Here is a 14,537-nt window from a genome sequence, read left to right as displayed (position 1 = left end):
GAAGCGGCCTGCTAGGCCACCCGCCTGGCCTGCTTCTCTCGCGCCTGCTGCAAGGATTCCACGGTGCCGGTATAGCTGGCGTCATACATTGCCACAGAGGCCAGGAAGTCCTGCGCCCAGTAGTTGATGTCGTAGTGCCTGACCACGTGGAACGCCTCAGCGAGGCGACTGCGTGCTTCATCGCGACTCATTGACAGGGCCAGGTAGCAGGAGTCTGCCAGCTCCCGGGGGTCGTGGGGATTGGCCAGTACCGCACCGCGCAGCTCCGCTGCCGCACCGGCGAACTCGGACAGCACCAGCACGCCACAGCCGCCTATCATGCCCTGGGTCGCGATGTACTCTTTCGATACCAGGTTCAAGCCGTCGCGCAAGGGCGTAATCCACATGACATCGGCCATGGCGTAGTAGGTGACCAATTCCTCGAACGGCAGGGCGCGGAAGAAAAACTGCACAGGGGTCCAGCCGACTGTCGCCAGGCGACCGTTGATCCGCCCCACGGTCTGCTCGATCTGCAACTGCAGTTCTTCGTAGATGGTCATGCCGTCTGCGGCGGGTACGCAAACCATGATCAGGGTCACTTTCTCAACCAGTTCCGGGTGCTCCAGCAGCAGGCGCTCGAAGGCCTCAAGTTTTTCCAGGATACCCTTGGTGAAATCCAGCCGCTCCACCGACAACACCAGTCGCTGGCCCTGTAGCTCACGGCGCAGTCGCTCCATGCGCTGCTGGGCGCCCGTGTCCTGCAACACGCGCTCGACGCGCTTGAGGTCGAGGCCCACAGGATGCGCACCGAGGCCAATATAACGGTCGTTGATCCGTATCCTGGTGGTCATGACGTCGAGCCCCACCGCGCAGCCGTAGGTAAAGAAGCGCGGTGCGCAGTTCATCCGCTCGACCACTTCCAGGGGCGTAACGCCCCGCGCCACGTCGACAAAGTTTTCCGCCTGGCGGGGAATGTGAAAACCAATGTAGTCACACTGCAACAGGCTGCCAACAATCTCACGGCGCCAGGGCAACACGTTGAATACATCGGCGGAAGGAAAGTAAGTGTGATGGAAAAAGGCGATGGTGAGGTCCGGGCGCAGCTCACGCAGGAAGGCGGGAACCATCCACAGATTGTAATCGTGGATCCAAACGGTCGCGCCCTCTGCGGCCTCGGCAGCGGTACACTCGGCGAACTGGCGGTTCACCTTCACATAGATCTGCCAGTGGTCCTCCTGAAAGCTGGCGCGTTCCCAGAAGGTGTGCAGTGTCGGCCAGAACGCTTCCTTGGAAAACTGCTTGTAGAAAATTTCCATGTCCTGGGTGGTCAGCGGCACCCGCGCTGCGGACAGGTTGGGATAGGTATCTTGATCGACCTCGGTGTGGGTCTCGAAGTCTTGCGGACTGCCGTCGTGGAGGGACCATGCCACCCAGGATCCTGCACGTCCGTCTGCAAAGAAGCTCAGCAGGGTGGGGATGATACCGTTGGGCGACTTCGGGCGCCGGCGAGCGGTCACGCCGCTTTCGACACGCTCTTCGTAGGGCAGGCGGTGGTAGACAATCACCAGGTCGGACTTGCCGGATTCGCAATCGTCCCGCACCTCCACGTCGATTCCAGCCGGGCCGAGATACGCAAAGTAGCTGATCGCCTCGAGAATGCCGCCACAGCCGGGCTGCCCAGCGTGCAACACCAGCGGCAGCTCACCTGTGCCGTCGAGCAGCGCCTGTTCCGATTCGCCCACGCATACCCCTTTGAAGCCCTGGCGGTACATGGAGAGATCGTTGAGCGTGTCGCCTGCCACCAGCACCCGTTCGCGATCAATGCCCAGGTGCTCAATCAGTGCGGTCAGGGTGCGCCCCTTGTTCACGCCGCGGGGCAGCACGTCCAGGTACCGATCCGCGGAGTAAAGCAGGTCGCAGTCCAGCCCCTCTACGATAGCTGCGATCTCGCTGGACACAGCCTCCGGTTCACAGAAATAGGAACAGCGGTGCTCCTGGGGCACTTCCTGGCGCTGGATCTCGTCGATGTGCTCCAGCGCCCGCTCGATGGTGTGCTCCCCCGGCCACAGCCGGTCGATGTCACCCTGCAAGGGGTGCAGAGGCTGCAGGGTTTCGCCGTCCACCACGGTACAACCGACGTCACAGATAATGTACCGGGGACGCGGGATTGCAGGGTCCGACAGTAGCGGCATCACCGATTCAAGTCCACGGCCGGTGACAAACACCAGGTCGATTTCCGGGTGGGCGCTGACAAGTTGGTAGAGTTTGGTTCGGCTGTCGAGGTCTCCGCCGAGAAAGGTGCCGTCGAGATCGGTCGCTAGTAGCATTCCATTGTCCTGTCTGAGTAGTTCCCTGATGCAGCACGGCCCGCACTCCCCTGACCCGGTTGAGCCAGTCGAACCTTTTGCCAATAAGCAATCCCGGAGCAAAGACAGAGTACGTACTGCGGAGGAATACAGCACAGGCACCGAAGTGCTTAGTGACAAATTGCTTCCTGTGTCTGGTTCTGCAGGAATCGTGCCAGCGTTCCGGTTCCGCCTCGCACGGCGTTAACGATTACCCCTGCGCACCGGCGTGTACGGGGCCTTGCTGGGTGACAGGCATGTGGAGGGTAGCGAAACGCAGGCTTCGGACCTCTGCGATGAGCGCACTGGAATGGTGCGAGCTCCCTGCGCTTCGCACCGTTCCCGCTCGCCAATGTCGAGTTCCAGCTGGTAAGACTGCGCTGTTCTGTACCCGAGTAGTACTGCTACACTGCCGGGCCCGACCATCGACCACATTGCCTACCCCCGTGCCCCATTCGCCCTCTGTTTCGAACACACTGTGCGCCCTGTTCGTAGCCTGTGGTGCGCTGTTACCCGGAGCCGGCATTTCCCATGCGGCTGGCAATAGTGAGGCTCGCTATACCGATGGCCATCTGCACACGGTAGATTTTTTCCAGCAGGGGGCCCCCCTCTCCACCCTGATCAGCGCCATGGATGACTCCGGGGTGGGGAACGCCATGGTCGCCGGCATGCCGCTGATGAAAAAGTGGCATGAGGACGAACCCAAACGCCCCGACACCTATGCCGGGGACGATGCCAGTGTCTACTGGTTCAGCGCCACCGATGGCTATCTGGCCGAAGCGCTGCAAAACCTGCCACCGGCGCAGCGCAAGCGCCTGCACCCGTTCCTGAGCGGCTTTAACCCGACTGACAAAAACGCTGACCTGCACCTGCAGAGAATGACCGAACTGTATCCGGGCCTGTGGCAAGGCATCGGCGAAATCATTACACGCCACGATGATTTAACGGCATTGACCGACGGCGAAACACCCCGGGCCAACAGTGAGGCGATGTTTCGGGTGTATCGCTTCGCCGCGCGCCACCGGCTCCCGGTGCTGCTGCACAGCAACATCACGTCCAAGCGCGAACGCAATCCCCTGTATGCCGGGGAAGTCGAGTCGACACTGGCAACGTTTCCCGAGGTGAATTTTATCTGGGCGCACGCCGGCACCAGTGCAACCCTGCACCGATTCCAGGGCAAGATGGATTTCCTGCTGCCCACCATAACCCGCATGCTGGACGCCTACCCGAATCTGTACATCGACCTGTCCTGGACCGTCCTCAGGCCCTATTTGCTGGACGGGAACGACAAACCGGAGGGAGACTGGTTGGCACTGGTGTCGCGCCATCCAAACCGGTTTGTTATCGGTTCGGATTTACTGGGCAAGTACGACAAGCTGGGGGAGAAACTGTCGGCGTTCGCAGCGTTCCTGCAAGCGCTGCCTGCGGATGTCGAGGCGCAGGTGGCGCGAAGCAACTTTCTCGCACTGCTGCCGCCACACGGAGCCTGCCCCGAGAGGGCAGGTCACTGCACGGCCAATCCGTAGGCGGCGCGCCCAATCGCGTGCAGGTCAGCTATTTATCCCACTCCGGCCAAGGTCGCGGGATAGGGCACCGCATACCCGTCCAGCGCTGGATTCGCCGCCACCAAGGGCCTACCATCCTGCTGATTGCAGTCCCTATTATTCCTATAAGGCGACAGAAGATGCAGAAGCTGGACATCTCCCCATTGGCAGGCGGTATCGGCGCCGAGGTCCGGGGCCTGGATCTCAACCGTGAGATCAGCGACTCGGCACGCGACGCAATGCAGGACGCTTGGCTGCATGCGGGCATCCTGCTGTTTCGCGGCATCGGCGACAGCCCGGAAAAGCAGCTGGCGCTGAGTCGCGCGTTCGGTGAATTGGAAGTGCACCCTATCGAGAACATCCGCGTTGAGGGCTACCCCGAGCTGATCTGGCTCTCCAACCGCAAAAGCGACGAAACGGCCCCGGTGTATCACTACGATGGGGTGGCGACGGTTGGGCGCATCCCCTGGCACAGCGACCTCGTTTACACCACCACCCCCAACCGCGGCGCGCTGCTGCGCATGCTGGAGATGCCTTACTCTGGCGGCGAGACCGGCTGGATCGATACTGCGGCGGCTTACGATGCCCTGCCAGAGTCCACCAAACAGCGTATCGCCCACCTTGAGGCGCGCTTCCGCTTCATCGCGGACCCTCGGGAAATGCGCTTTGGGCGACCGGATGTCGAGCGCCACGACGAAACCAACCTGGAAAAGGAAAAGGCCTTCTATCCGCATTTCCCGGACACCGTCCACCCGCTGGTCTGGCGACACCCGATCAGCGGCCGCAAAGCGCTGTGTGTCAGCCCCCTGCATCTGCGCGAGGTGCTGGGTCTGCCGGCAGAGGAAGGAGATGCACTGCTACACGAACTGGTCGCCCACGCGACCGACTCACGCTTCAGCTACGTACACCACTGGCAGCCCAATGACATGGTGCTGTGGGATAACCTGCGCAGCATGCATCGCGCGTTTGGCAACCCGCCCGACGCCTCCCGCCTGGTGCATCGCACAACGCTGAAGAACACCGTGGCGATGGGGCGACTGCTGCAGGCCGGGAGCGCATGAGGCTGCCGATCCACCCCTTGATATAGATCATGGCACCCCCGGCACCCAGGGGTATGCTAAGGGCATTCATTGGAGTGGAAAACAATGTTGAAGAGAGAGAATCGACCAGCCAGGCTGCTATGCACGCTTGTTTTGGGGGCTACCGCCTCGACAGCAGGAGCAGATACGTTCTTCGTCGATGGCTATGGCGGCTTTATTTCGGGTACCGCGGTCGGAGGCTCCGGCGTCGCCTACACCAACGATGCCGACACCGCAACAGGTGGCGCCTTTGACGTCGGAGCCGACGCTGATGGCCGCAACGGGATGGGTGTAACCGTTGATCTTCCCTGGGGCACGGCCACCGGAGCGGATGGCCCCTATGCTGGCCAGAGCGGCTATGCGCTCTCACGCGTTGAAGATCAGCCCATAGAGGACAACAGTCTGGCAGTGCCTGTTGGCAGATTGACGCACTTCAACGATCCGATCAGCGTGGGCACGGCACTCCTCTCGTCGGATATGGAATGGACTATCGCCCTCTTCGCCAACCTGACCGATGCGGTAAACGCAGAGGCATCGGGCGATGCGAATGCTGTCTACTCGACCACAGGCACTTTCACCATCTATAACTGGGAGACCAACAACGCGGGTTACGGTCCCGGTGGATTCCGCTTTTTCGACGGCAGCGCGTGGGTGCCCAATTTGGCCACGGACAGGTGTCCCAGTGACCTTCCGGCCGGCACCCCAACATCGCCGAATACCGGCCCGGGCGACCCGGCTGCAACGCAGATCTTCATCTCGGATGGCAACCCCAATGCAAGCACCGAGTGCCCCGATGCGCATATCTATACGCCCAAAAGCTTCCCCGGCGCGGGGTTCGACTACAATGGCAGCAGCTACCTGCTGCAAATATCCGGCTTCTACGATAGTCTCGGCACGCTCGCCGACACTTTCTGGGCCTGCGAGGATCAGTCCTGCTTTGGTGATATCCGTCTCTCGCTGAGAAACACCACACCGACAGCGGTACCGGCAGTGACAACATGGGGCCTGGTCCTCGGCATACTTGCCATGCTGGGAGTCGGGGGTGTCCACCGGCGCCGGCGGTCATAAGATTGCCCCTCGTGAGTGATGTGTGATTGTGAGGATATTCCCGATTCAGACGCTGGCAGAGGGGCGCCCGCGCCCGGCCAGCAACATCGTTCCCACTCCCATCAATAACAGCCAGAGAGAGGCAGGCGCGGGTACTGCGCTGACACCAACCATGGCGGTCAATGGCTGCTGAGTGACCATGATCGTGTTCATATCAGGCGTGTCGAAACGAAGCCCCAGAGTAAACCCTGGTCCAAACGGATCCAGGCCGAGATCGGGGTCCAACCAGACGGCAGCACCCCCCAAGCCGGACACCTCATCGCTGTCGAGCAGGAACTGGTGGGCAAAGTGAGTGCCCTGAACGCCGGTATAGTTGCTGGCACCGGGCTTGAGACTGTTCTCTGCCGAGTTGTCAGCCAACGACTGGGTAGTCAACAGGCTGTAGCTCAAGCTGGAGGGCGGGGCCGGCCCATCGTGGGGGCACTGTACAGGGTGCTGCCCCTGGATTCTCCCGAAAGCTCATAAGTGAAACCCTCGCGCAGGGTTATTTCCCGACTGTCTGTCCCCGACAGCTCCCCCGGGCCAAAGCGGGAAGGGGTGGAATACAATCGCTCAAACCCACCCTCATCACCCACCCCGTCCAGCTGTAAGCCAACATAATTGCGCCCGGCATTGGTATCGCCCTCCAGGGCAACGTTGATGCGCGCGTTGGTATCCTGGGTGACACGAAAACAGGTGTCTACAGAAGCGTTTAAAGCCACCAGCGGGCTGCGGGGGCCTGCCGCGTTAACCGACAGGATATGCGAGGCATAACTGAAGCCATCGCCATCACCGAGGCCTCCACACCAGGGGACGCCAGTATCAGGGCCGTCAGCAGTGGCAGGATTCGACCGCTGTTGCCGCGAATCTGTTCGCGAACCGGGTTTCTGAACGTCAATAAGGTATCGATGTACATGGCGCTGTCCCCTTCCGAGCTTTGATCTCGGCCTGTTGCTTCTCAAGCGGTGCGATAAAGCACCGATACCCAGTTACACAAAACTCACCTGGTGGCGCTCGCCGATACCCGGCATCTTGACCAGATCGTCAGGCAGCGAGCGGACCGTATCGTTGATCTCCTGGAAGAACTCATGGGAATTGCCGGGAGATTCATAGGCAATCAACAGGCCCTCCTCGTCGGACAGCCCGGTAAACGCATGCACATGACCGGCCGGTACCAGCACGTAGTCGCCGGTGCCCAGCTCGTGGGTTTTATCGTCGATACGGAGCTCAATGCGCCCGCTGAGCACGTAGAACGCCTCATCCCAGGGATGGGTGTGCGGCGGAGCCCCGCAATCTTTGGGCACGGTATTGAGCATGCTGGAGTAGCGCCCCTGCGTATCCTCACTGGTACAGAGGAATTTGATCTGCATGCCCAGCACATTCAGCCAGTCACCGTCACTCGCGTGCTGTACGATAGATCGACTCGCCATGACCCTGTCTCCTGTAATTTCTCCGTGGGGCTGGCTTGAATACTAGCAGTGTCATAGAATAAGTCAATATGACATAGCATATGACATTTTAAGATGAACACACTGAACAGCAAGAAAGCCGCGTTCACCAGGAATCTGCTGCTGGACGCCGCGCGCGAGCTCGCGGAAACGATCGAGGTCAATGACATCAGCTTCAAGCTCGTGTCAGAACGGGCCGATATCTCACAGCGCACCATGTTCCGCCACTTCACAAGCCGGGAGGAATTCCTGAATGCATTCACCACCCGCGAGTACGGCGAGCTGGACCTGCCGGATATCCCCCATAGCGTGGAAGAGCTCCCGAGCTATGTCGACGTGCTGTACAGAAAGCTTGATGCGCAACCACGCCGGGTGATGATGCTGTTGAGCGCAGATTTACTGCCCCGCGTGCTAAGCACTTCGGGAAAGGAACGATTGGAGAGGATGCGGCAGGTACTGGCAGATGCCTTTCCCCACTGCGCAGAGCACGAGATCATCCAAACCGCTGCAAACCTGCGCTACGTCATGAGCGCGTCCAGCTGGCGCTACTACCGGATGAATTTTGAATTCGACCTTGAGACCAGCGTCAGCTGTGCGCGGATGATCGTCACCCAGGCGCTCCACTATCTTCGAACAGCCAACAGCAATTAGGATCCGGCCCGGTTCGGCTGCTTTGACAAGACTATCCTGCATGAATATTGCTGGCGTTGGGCTCGGGCCAGCCACGGATTTCCGGGGCAACACGACCAACCTCCAGCAAATATCAAGCTAATACCGCGCGAACTTTTGGCCACAGTTGGCGCAAGTACCTGAACACAGATAAGGTATCCTTTCAGTAGCTCTGGCGTGATTGCCAGAGTCAAATCGCGGGCCTCAACCGGACCGTATGCGAACCGCGTGGTGGTGGCGGCCTGAAGACTCAAGGAGTACCTCACATGACTGACGACGACACACCCGGCGCAATCCCGGAGCGGGAACTGCGTCTCGCCCTGGTGTGCTATGGCGGTGTCTCGCTCGCAGTCTACATGCACGGCATTACCCGTGAAATTCTCAAACTGGTGCGCGCCTCGCGTGCCTACCACGCCCTGCCCGAAGACGCGGCCGCCGGCGCCAGCTACGGCGACGGCTCCCGCCACCGCGGCGAACTGGACACCGAAGCGGTCTACCTCCAGCTGCTGCAACAGATTGGCGGCACCGTGCGCCTGCGGGTGCTGGTGGACGTCATCGCCGGCGCCTCCGCGGGTGGCATCAACGGCATCATGCTGGCGCGGGCCCTGGCCTTCGACCTGTCCCTGGATGACCATCGCAAACTGTGGCTGGAACTGGCCGACGTCGACGAGTTGCTGGATCCAGAGGCGCGGGCCAGCCGCATGTCCAAAGCCTACATGCGGCCGCTGTTCTGGCTCGCACGCTTGCACCAACGCCGGCGGCAGCGCCGCCTCGGCATCGTTGGCGAAGACCCCGAGGTCCTGCTTAACCTGTCGCTGTTCATGCGCTCGCGCTGGTTCGAACCGCCCTTCTCCGGTCCGCGCATGAGCGCGATGATGCTGGAAGCGCTGCAATCCATGGGCGAAGAGGAGGACGGCTGTCATCACTCCCTGCTGCCTCCGGGCCTGCCACTGGAGCTGTTTGTCACCACCACGGATTTCTGGGGCCGGCCGCAAACGATTCCGCTGCACGATCCGCCCGAGATCCGCGAGCGGGAGCACCGTCACATGTTCCACTTCCACCACCACTTCAACCAGACCGGGGAAAGCACTTCCACGCTCGGGCGTGACCAGCTGCCGTCCCTGGCCTTCGCCGCAAGGGCCACCAGCAGTTTTCCCGGGGCATTTCCGCCGGCCCGGCTTCCAGAAATGGATACCCTGGTGCAACAACGTGGTCTCGAATGGGACGGGCGCGAGGCGTTTATCAGGGACCAGTTCAAGACCTCGCGCCGCGCCGGAGAAACCGTGGAGGACGCTGCCTTTATCGACGGCAGTGTGCTGATGAACAAGCCGGTCTCAGTGGCCCTCGACGCCGTCCAGCGTCATCCAGCCCACCGCCAGACCGACCGGCGACTGGTGTACCTGGAGCCCAATCCGGAGGTAGAGCGCGCGGTAGCCCACGAGGTCCCCGGCTTCTTCAAGACCATCGTGGGTGCGCTGTCCAGCATCCCCAGGCACCAGCCGATTCGCGACGACCTGGAGTGGATCGCCCAGTTCAACGAGCAGGTGCACCTGCACCACGAGGTGGCGGACGGCGTTCGCGACCAGGTGCTGGCCAGAATAGGAACCACCCTGAACGCCGAGATGACGGCACCACCGGATGTACAATCCATAGCCCGCTGGCGCAGCGATGCCAACACCAGCGCCGCCGTCGAAGCCGGCTATGCCTACGAGGGTTACACGCGGCTCAAGGTCCTGGGGCTGCTGGACGAGCTTGCGGTGCTGTTCCAGCACAGCACCCGGGGCCTGACGCGGGGGGAGGCGGTGGCACGGGTACAGGCCTGGGCGCGGATGAAGCGGATCCGGCCCATGGGTGAAACCTCGAGCAACGCCCGCTACCGGGAGGCAACTCCCTGGGTCCTTTTCCTGCGCAACTACGACATTCGCCACCGCCTGCGACGGGTCCTGCTGCTGATCCGGCGCTGTAACGAGCTCTACACCGACCCGGGCGTCAGCGCAGTCGCAGAGCTGCATCCGCGCCTGGACCGGCTCAAGCAGCGCCTGTACCACCGCGCAGAACAGCTCCGCGAACACCTGAACTGGCGCAGCATGAGGCTGCAGCGCAACGGCAACATCATGCAGGAAGACCACCTGAACGCTTTTCTGGTCCGCTTGCTGGAAGACCTCGATCTGGTGGCATTCGACACCGCCCTGGACGAAGAACTGGCCGCCTGGTGCGCACAGGCGGAAGACATGGTGCTGGTACGCGAGGTGCTCGCCGCCTACTTCGGTTTCGCCCACTACGATGTGCTGACCTTCCCCATGACCCAGAACCGGAACCTGGATGCCCTGGAGGAAATCAAGGTCGACAGGATTGCCGTCAACGATGCCAACACCCTGCGCCAGGGCGGCGCGAGGGATCTGTTAAAGGGCGTGCAGTTCGGCAATTTCGGCGCGTTCTTCTCCCGCCGCTTTCGCGAGAACGACTATCTCTGGGGTCGACTCACGGCTGCCGAGCGGCTGGTAGACATTGTCGGCAGTTCCGTGCCCGAAGCGATTGCCGCGGGCGTCGACCTCGATGCAATCAAGAAAGCCCTGTTCCTGGCCATTCTCAAGGCGGAGGCACCCCATCTTGGAGAGGTCAGCGATCTGATCAAGGCGCTGGAAACCGAGGCGGCGCAACTTTGAGTTGGCGAATTCGTCCCGGCGCTGCGGCACAGGCTCACGGCGAGTACCACACCGGCGAGGTATAGGCGCGCTCCTGCAGCGTGGCGGGCTTGCCCGCGGCGTCATCCTGCCCCAGGGCGATGGCGTCCAGCAGTGAGTGACGCGGCGTCGGTATCTCCAGCACCCGCACATAGTAGAAGGCCGTCTGTGCCGGATCGAAGTCCGGGTCCTGCCACAGGGCTGCCAGCAGGGGCTCGCCGATGCTGTTGTCCCACTGCCCGGTGGCCAGATCGACCGTCGAGCCCACCGGCGGCAGCTGCCCGCTCACCTCGTTGCGCTCTCCGGACCAGGCCACATTGTAGACGCGCTCATGGGTCTCGCCCGCGGAGTCGATCCAGCCCTTCACCACCTGGATCCGGTCCAGGTTGGCACCCAGCGGGTCGCGCGTGGCCTGCACCAGAATCTGCGGCGCCAGGCCCGCTTGAGCCTGTTCCGGCAGGGTGCCCCCCATGGGCACCCCCGCGGCGGCGGCTGCCCGCCAGTCATCGACACCGTCCACAGCGACCACGGGCAGGTTCCAGCCGGCATAGAGCTGCACCCCGATACGCGGGCCCGTCGTCGCATAGACCTCCCGCCGCCGCAATGCCTCGAGAATGGATTCGCGGCTGTTGTCCTCTGCCCACACCGCCGCCAACCCCGACGCCGACATGGCCCAGCCGGTGGGGCCTTCGCCGCCGTCCCAGCGGTTGTTCTTGTTCTCGGGAATGGAGTCGGTGGCCAGTTTGCCGTGGAAGTTGCGCTCTTCCGCCGAGGGCAGCGAGGTGTGGGAATCGGTCGAGCCGATAAAGCCGAGACGGTAGGGGTTGACGCCGATCGCAGCTTCCAGGCCCAGTCCTCGCAGGAGCGCGGGGCGCAGGTAATCACCCGCCCGGGGCAGATATTCACTGGTGCCCTGCTGGATGTAAAAGGGATAGGTTTCGAAGTCGGCGAACGGGTCCGCGGGGGACAGGGCCGGGTGGGTCTCGGAATCGCCCTTGATCTGGGTAATCTCCGCGACCGGCTCCCAGAAGCTGCGCACCTCCGCCCACTCCTTGCCCACCGGCTCACCGCGCAGGGTCTGCTCGTCGAACATGAAACCCTTGGAGATATTGGAATTGTGCGGGATGGCGATGAAGTCATCGCCGGTGGCGGCGGATGTTTCGGCCAGCCACTGCCACAGGTCTTCCGGGTAGGGGCTGTCATCCAGCCCGAAGGGCTGGTACTGCTGTGCGCTGTTGGCATTGCCGTCGGTAATCACCACGCGATGCAGATTGGCGCCACCGGGGATGGAGCTCCACTCCCAGCCGATCATCGTGGTAAAACGACCGGGATCGTTGTAGCGTTCGGCGGCGTCCGTGATCTGGCGCCAGGTATCGGCTTCGACCTCGGGTAGCGGCGGGATCATGCTCGAGCCCAGGGTCTCGGCTGCCGCCGCCCGGGGGTCCGCATCCGCCTCCGGCAGTACCGAGACGAACAGCTCGCTGCCGCGCCCGGCATCCACCCGCCGACGCAGCAGCCAGCCGACGAACCCGGCTTTCATTTTGTCGACCACCCCCGTAGCAACGCCCTCTGCTCCGCTGAAGTACAGGTGCCTGATAACCCCCAGGTACTCCGCGTGATCCGAGACCACAAGGAAATCCAGAGGCGTTTCAATCTGCACCCGGGCCCGGTGATAGGGATGGATGACCGGCAGTCCCTGCGCATAGCGGTAGGCCGTGTCGGGGTCTGCCAGCAGGTTGTTGTTGGCGAAAGCGTCCGAGGAGAACGTGGTATGCAGGTGGGTGTCGCCCCACAGCAGCTGTTTTTCCTGGGCCGCGGAAGCCAGAGGCAGGAGTAGTACCAGCGGTAACCAAGGTCTCATGGCGTTTTCCTGTTGTTATCAGATGCAGAAGTGGGACCGGGTCTTGCATTGTTGTACCGAACGGGCTGCACCAATGAGAGACCTGCCCCCACATATTGCCCGACCCCGGATTAGATGCAAGACTCGGGTAAAAACACAAGGATGACAGCATGCCAGATCCATCCAGTCTGCGGGTCGCCGTGATCGGCGCGGGTCCCGCCGGTATCGCCAGTGGCAGAGAGCTGCTGCGCCAGGGTTTTCAGCACATTACGATCTTTGACGCCCTGGACGCGCCCGGTGGCACCTGGCGCCTGCACTCCTACCCCGGCCTGGCCTGCGATGTCTGGGCACACTCCTACTCTTTCTCCTACGCCCCCAATCCGGACTGGACTGCCAGCTTTGTCGACCAACCGGAAATCCAGGCTTACCTGGCGCGCTGCGCCAGCGAGTTCGGGCTGGACCCACACCTGCGGCTCAACACCCGCATCACCAGCGCCCGGTTCCTGCCCGCGGGTGGCTGGCAACTGACTACCGCAAGCGGCGAGACGCTGGAATATGACGTAGTCATCAATGCCATGGGCAACCAGCACACGCCGCTGTTTCCCGATGTCCCGGGAATGGACCTGTTCCGGGGCGACAGCTGGCACGGCACCCGCTGGAACCACGCGGTGGAACTCGCCGGCAAGCGTATCGCCATCATCGGCTCGGCGGCCAGTGCGGTACAGATTGTCCCTGAAGTCGCCAAAGTAGCCGGGCAGCTGACGGTGCTGCAGCGCTCCGCCAACTGGGTCATGTCCCGCGGCAAGAAACCCTATCCAGCCTGGCAACGACGCCTTGCCCGGCGCTTTCCTGTCCTGATCACGCTGTTGCGGAAATGGCAGAATGCGCTGATGGGCCAGGTGGAATACGCGGTAACCCTGGGCCACAAGCGCATGGACCAGTTCGAAAACGTGGTGCGGAAGTTCATTGCCCGCAGCATCGACGATCCCGAGCTGCGCCGGCAGCTGACCCCGGACAGCCGCTACGGCTGCAAACGGGGCCAGGTGTCCGACGATTTCTACCCGGCCCTGAACCGGGACAATGTGGAGCTGGTCGCCGCCGGGTTGCGGGAAGTCACCCCCACGGGGCTGATCACCACGGACGGCCGCGAGATCGACGTCGACATCATCATTTACTGCACCGGCTATCGGATCCTGGACTTTGACCGCATCGAGGTTACCGGCAGCGACGGCACCCGCCTGGCCGAGGTGATGGCCGACAATCCGCGCGCCCACAAGGGGATTTCGGTCCCGGGATTTCCCAACTATTTCTTCGCCGTGGGCCCCAATGGCCTGGTGCTGAACGTGTCCTACTTCAAGACCGCGGAACGTAGCGTGGCCACCATCGTCAGACTGCTGGGAGAGATGTGCGCCGCCGGCGCCACGCGGATGGAGGTACGCGGCGACGTATTTGCCGACTACAACGACTGGATGGCCGACCGGTTTCCGCGGTTTTCCTGGGGCGCCAGCGACTGCCACAGCTACTACCGCAATGCTTCCGGCCACGCGCCGTTCCTGTTTCCGGGGAATTTCCGGGAATTCTGTCAATTACAGGATTCCTGCGGGTTGCACGAGTACAATCTCGCCTGATACCGACCCGCAATCAGGACCCACCATGGCCAAGCAAAAATACTACGTCGTCTGGACCGGCAAGACGCCGGGCATCTATACCAGCTGGCCGGAGGCCGAGCGCCTGGTCAAGGGCTTCCCGGATGCCCGCTACAAGTCCTACCCCACCCTCGCGGAGGCGGAAAGCGCCTACGGCAGGGGCGCCCCGGCGCGGCCCGCCACGCGCAAGAAGACCGCCGCCCGACCGGCCCGGGTT

Annotated in this window: 12 protein-coding genes; 7 read left to right on the top strand and 5 right to left on the bottom strand. The window is 62.3% G+C overall.

Annotated elements, in window-relative coordinates:
- Nucleotides 1-11 precede the first annotated feature (11 nt).
- Nucleotides 12-2,306 carry a glucosylglycerol-phosphate synthase gene (gene ggpS / locus RJQ10_RS05855; RefSeq protein ID WP_350144577.1) on the bottom strand — a complete coding sequence of 765 codons (2,295 nt, stop codon included), beginning with the start codon at nt 2,304-2,306 and terminating at the stop codon, nt 12-14.
- A gap of 464 nt (nt 2,307-2,770) precedes the next feature.
- Between ggpS and RJQ10_RS05850 the strand changes: the two genes are divergently transcribed.
- The 3 genes from RJQ10_RS05850 (at nt 2,771) to RJQ10_RS05840 (ending at nt 6,015) form a co-directional block, all read left to right on the top strand.
- Nucleotides 2,771-3,850 carry an amidohydrolase family protein gene (locus RJQ10_RS05850; RefSeq protein ID WP_350144575.1) on the top strand — a complete coding sequence of 360 codons (1,080 nt, stop codon included), beginning with the start codon at nt 2,771-2,773 and terminating at the stop codon, nt 3,848-3,850.
- Nucleotides 3,851-4,008: 158 nt separating this feature from the next.
- The gene (locus RJQ10_RS05845; protein WP_350144573.1) at nt 4,009-4,929 is read left to right on the top strand and encodes a TauD/TfdA dioxygenase family protein; all 921 of its coding nucleotides are present in this window, start codon (nt 4,009-4,011) and stop codon (nt 4,927-4,929) included.
- A gap of 84 nt (nt 4,930-5,013) precedes the next feature.
- Complete coding sequence (locus RJQ10_RS05840) at nt 5,014-6,015, top strand: hypothetical protein (RefSeq protein WP_350144571.1); 1,002 nt, start codon at nt 5,014-5,016, stop codon at nt 6,013-6,015.
- A gap of 45 nt (nt 6,016-6,060) precedes the next feature.
- Here the strand turns inward: RJQ10_RS05840 and RJQ10_RS05835 are convergent, their stop codons facing one another.
- The 3 genes from RJQ10_RS05835 to RJQ10_RS05825 all read right to left on the bottom strand — a co-directional run bounded on the left by RJQ10_RS05835 (nt 6,061) and on the right by RJQ10_RS05825 (nt 7,463).
- Nucleotides 6,061-6,444 carry a hypothetical protein gene (locus tag RJQ10_RS05835; protein ID WP_350144569.1) on the bottom strand — a complete coding sequence of 128 codons (384 nt, stop codon included), beginning with the start codon at nt 6,442-6,444 and terminating at the stop codon, nt 6,061-6,063.
- Nucleotides 6,441-6,755: a hypothetical protein gene (locus RJQ10_RS05830; RefSeq protein ID WP_350144567.1), complete on the bottom strand. Its 315-nt coding sequence runs from the start codon at nt 6,753-6,755 to the stop codon at nt 6,441-6,443. The genes RJQ10_RS05835 and RJQ10_RS05830 overlap by 4 nt, the downstream gene beginning before the upstream one ends.
- 267 nt (nt 6,756-7,022) lie before the next feature.
- Nucleotides 7,023-7,463 (bottom strand): cupin domain-containing protein, encoded by a 441-nt coding sequence (locus tag RJQ10_RS05825; RefSeq protein ID WP_350144565.1) that lies wholly within the window; start codon nt 7,461-7,463, stop codon nt 7,023-7,025.
- Nucleotides 7,464-7,556: 93 nt separating this feature from the next.
- On the opposite strand from RJQ10_RS05825, the gene RJQ10_RS05820 reads away from it, so the two are divergent.
- Together RJQ10_RS05820 and RJQ10_RS05815 are read left to right on the top strand one after the other, a co-directional pair.
- Nucleotides 7,557-8,132: a TetR/AcrR family transcriptional regulator gene (locus RJQ10_RS05820; RefSeq protein ID WP_350144563.1), complete on the top strand. Its 576-nt coding sequence runs from the start codon at nt 7,557-7,559 to the stop codon at nt 8,130-8,132.
- A 284-nt stretch (nt 8,133-8,416) separates the two neighbouring features.
- Nucleotides 8,417-10,816 carry a patatin-like protein gene (locus tag RJQ10_RS05815; protein WP_350144561.1) on the top strand — a complete coding sequence of 800 codons (2,400 nt, stop codon included), beginning with the start codon at nt 8,417-8,419 and terminating at the stop codon, nt 10,814-10,816.
- Between the two features lie 34 nt (nt 10,817-10,850).
- On the opposite strand, the gene RJQ10_RS05810 is transcribed toward RJQ10_RS05815, so the two are convergent.
- Nucleotides 10,851-12,695, bottom strand: coding sequence for a DUF3604 domain-containing protein (locus RJQ10_RS05810; protein ID WP_350144559.1), 1,845 nt, complete (start codon nt 12,693-12,695; stop codon nt 10,851-10,853).
- Between the two features lie 149 nt (nt 12,696-12,844).
- On the opposite strand from RJQ10_RS05810, the gene RJQ10_RS05805 reads away from it, so the two are divergent.
- On the top strand, nt 12,845-14,302 hold the full coding sequence (locus RJQ10_RS05805; protein ID WP_350144557.1) for a flavin-containing monooxygenase: 1,458 nt from the start codon (nt 12,845-12,847) through the stop codon (nt 14,300-14,302).
- A 25-nt stretch (nt 14,303-14,327) separates the two neighbouring features.
- Nucleotides 14,328-14,537 (top strand): ribonuclease H1 domain-containing protein (locus tag RJQ10_RS05800; RefSeq protein WP_350144555.1); only part of this gene is annotated, 210 nt, incomplete at its 3' end.

The organism is Haliea sp., assembly GCF_040222615.1.
Taxonomy (GTDB): domain Bacteria; phylum Pseudomonadota; class Gammaproteobacteria; order Pseudomonadales; family Halieaceae; genus Haliea.
This window is presented reverse-complemented; position numbering and strand designations above follow the sequence as displayed.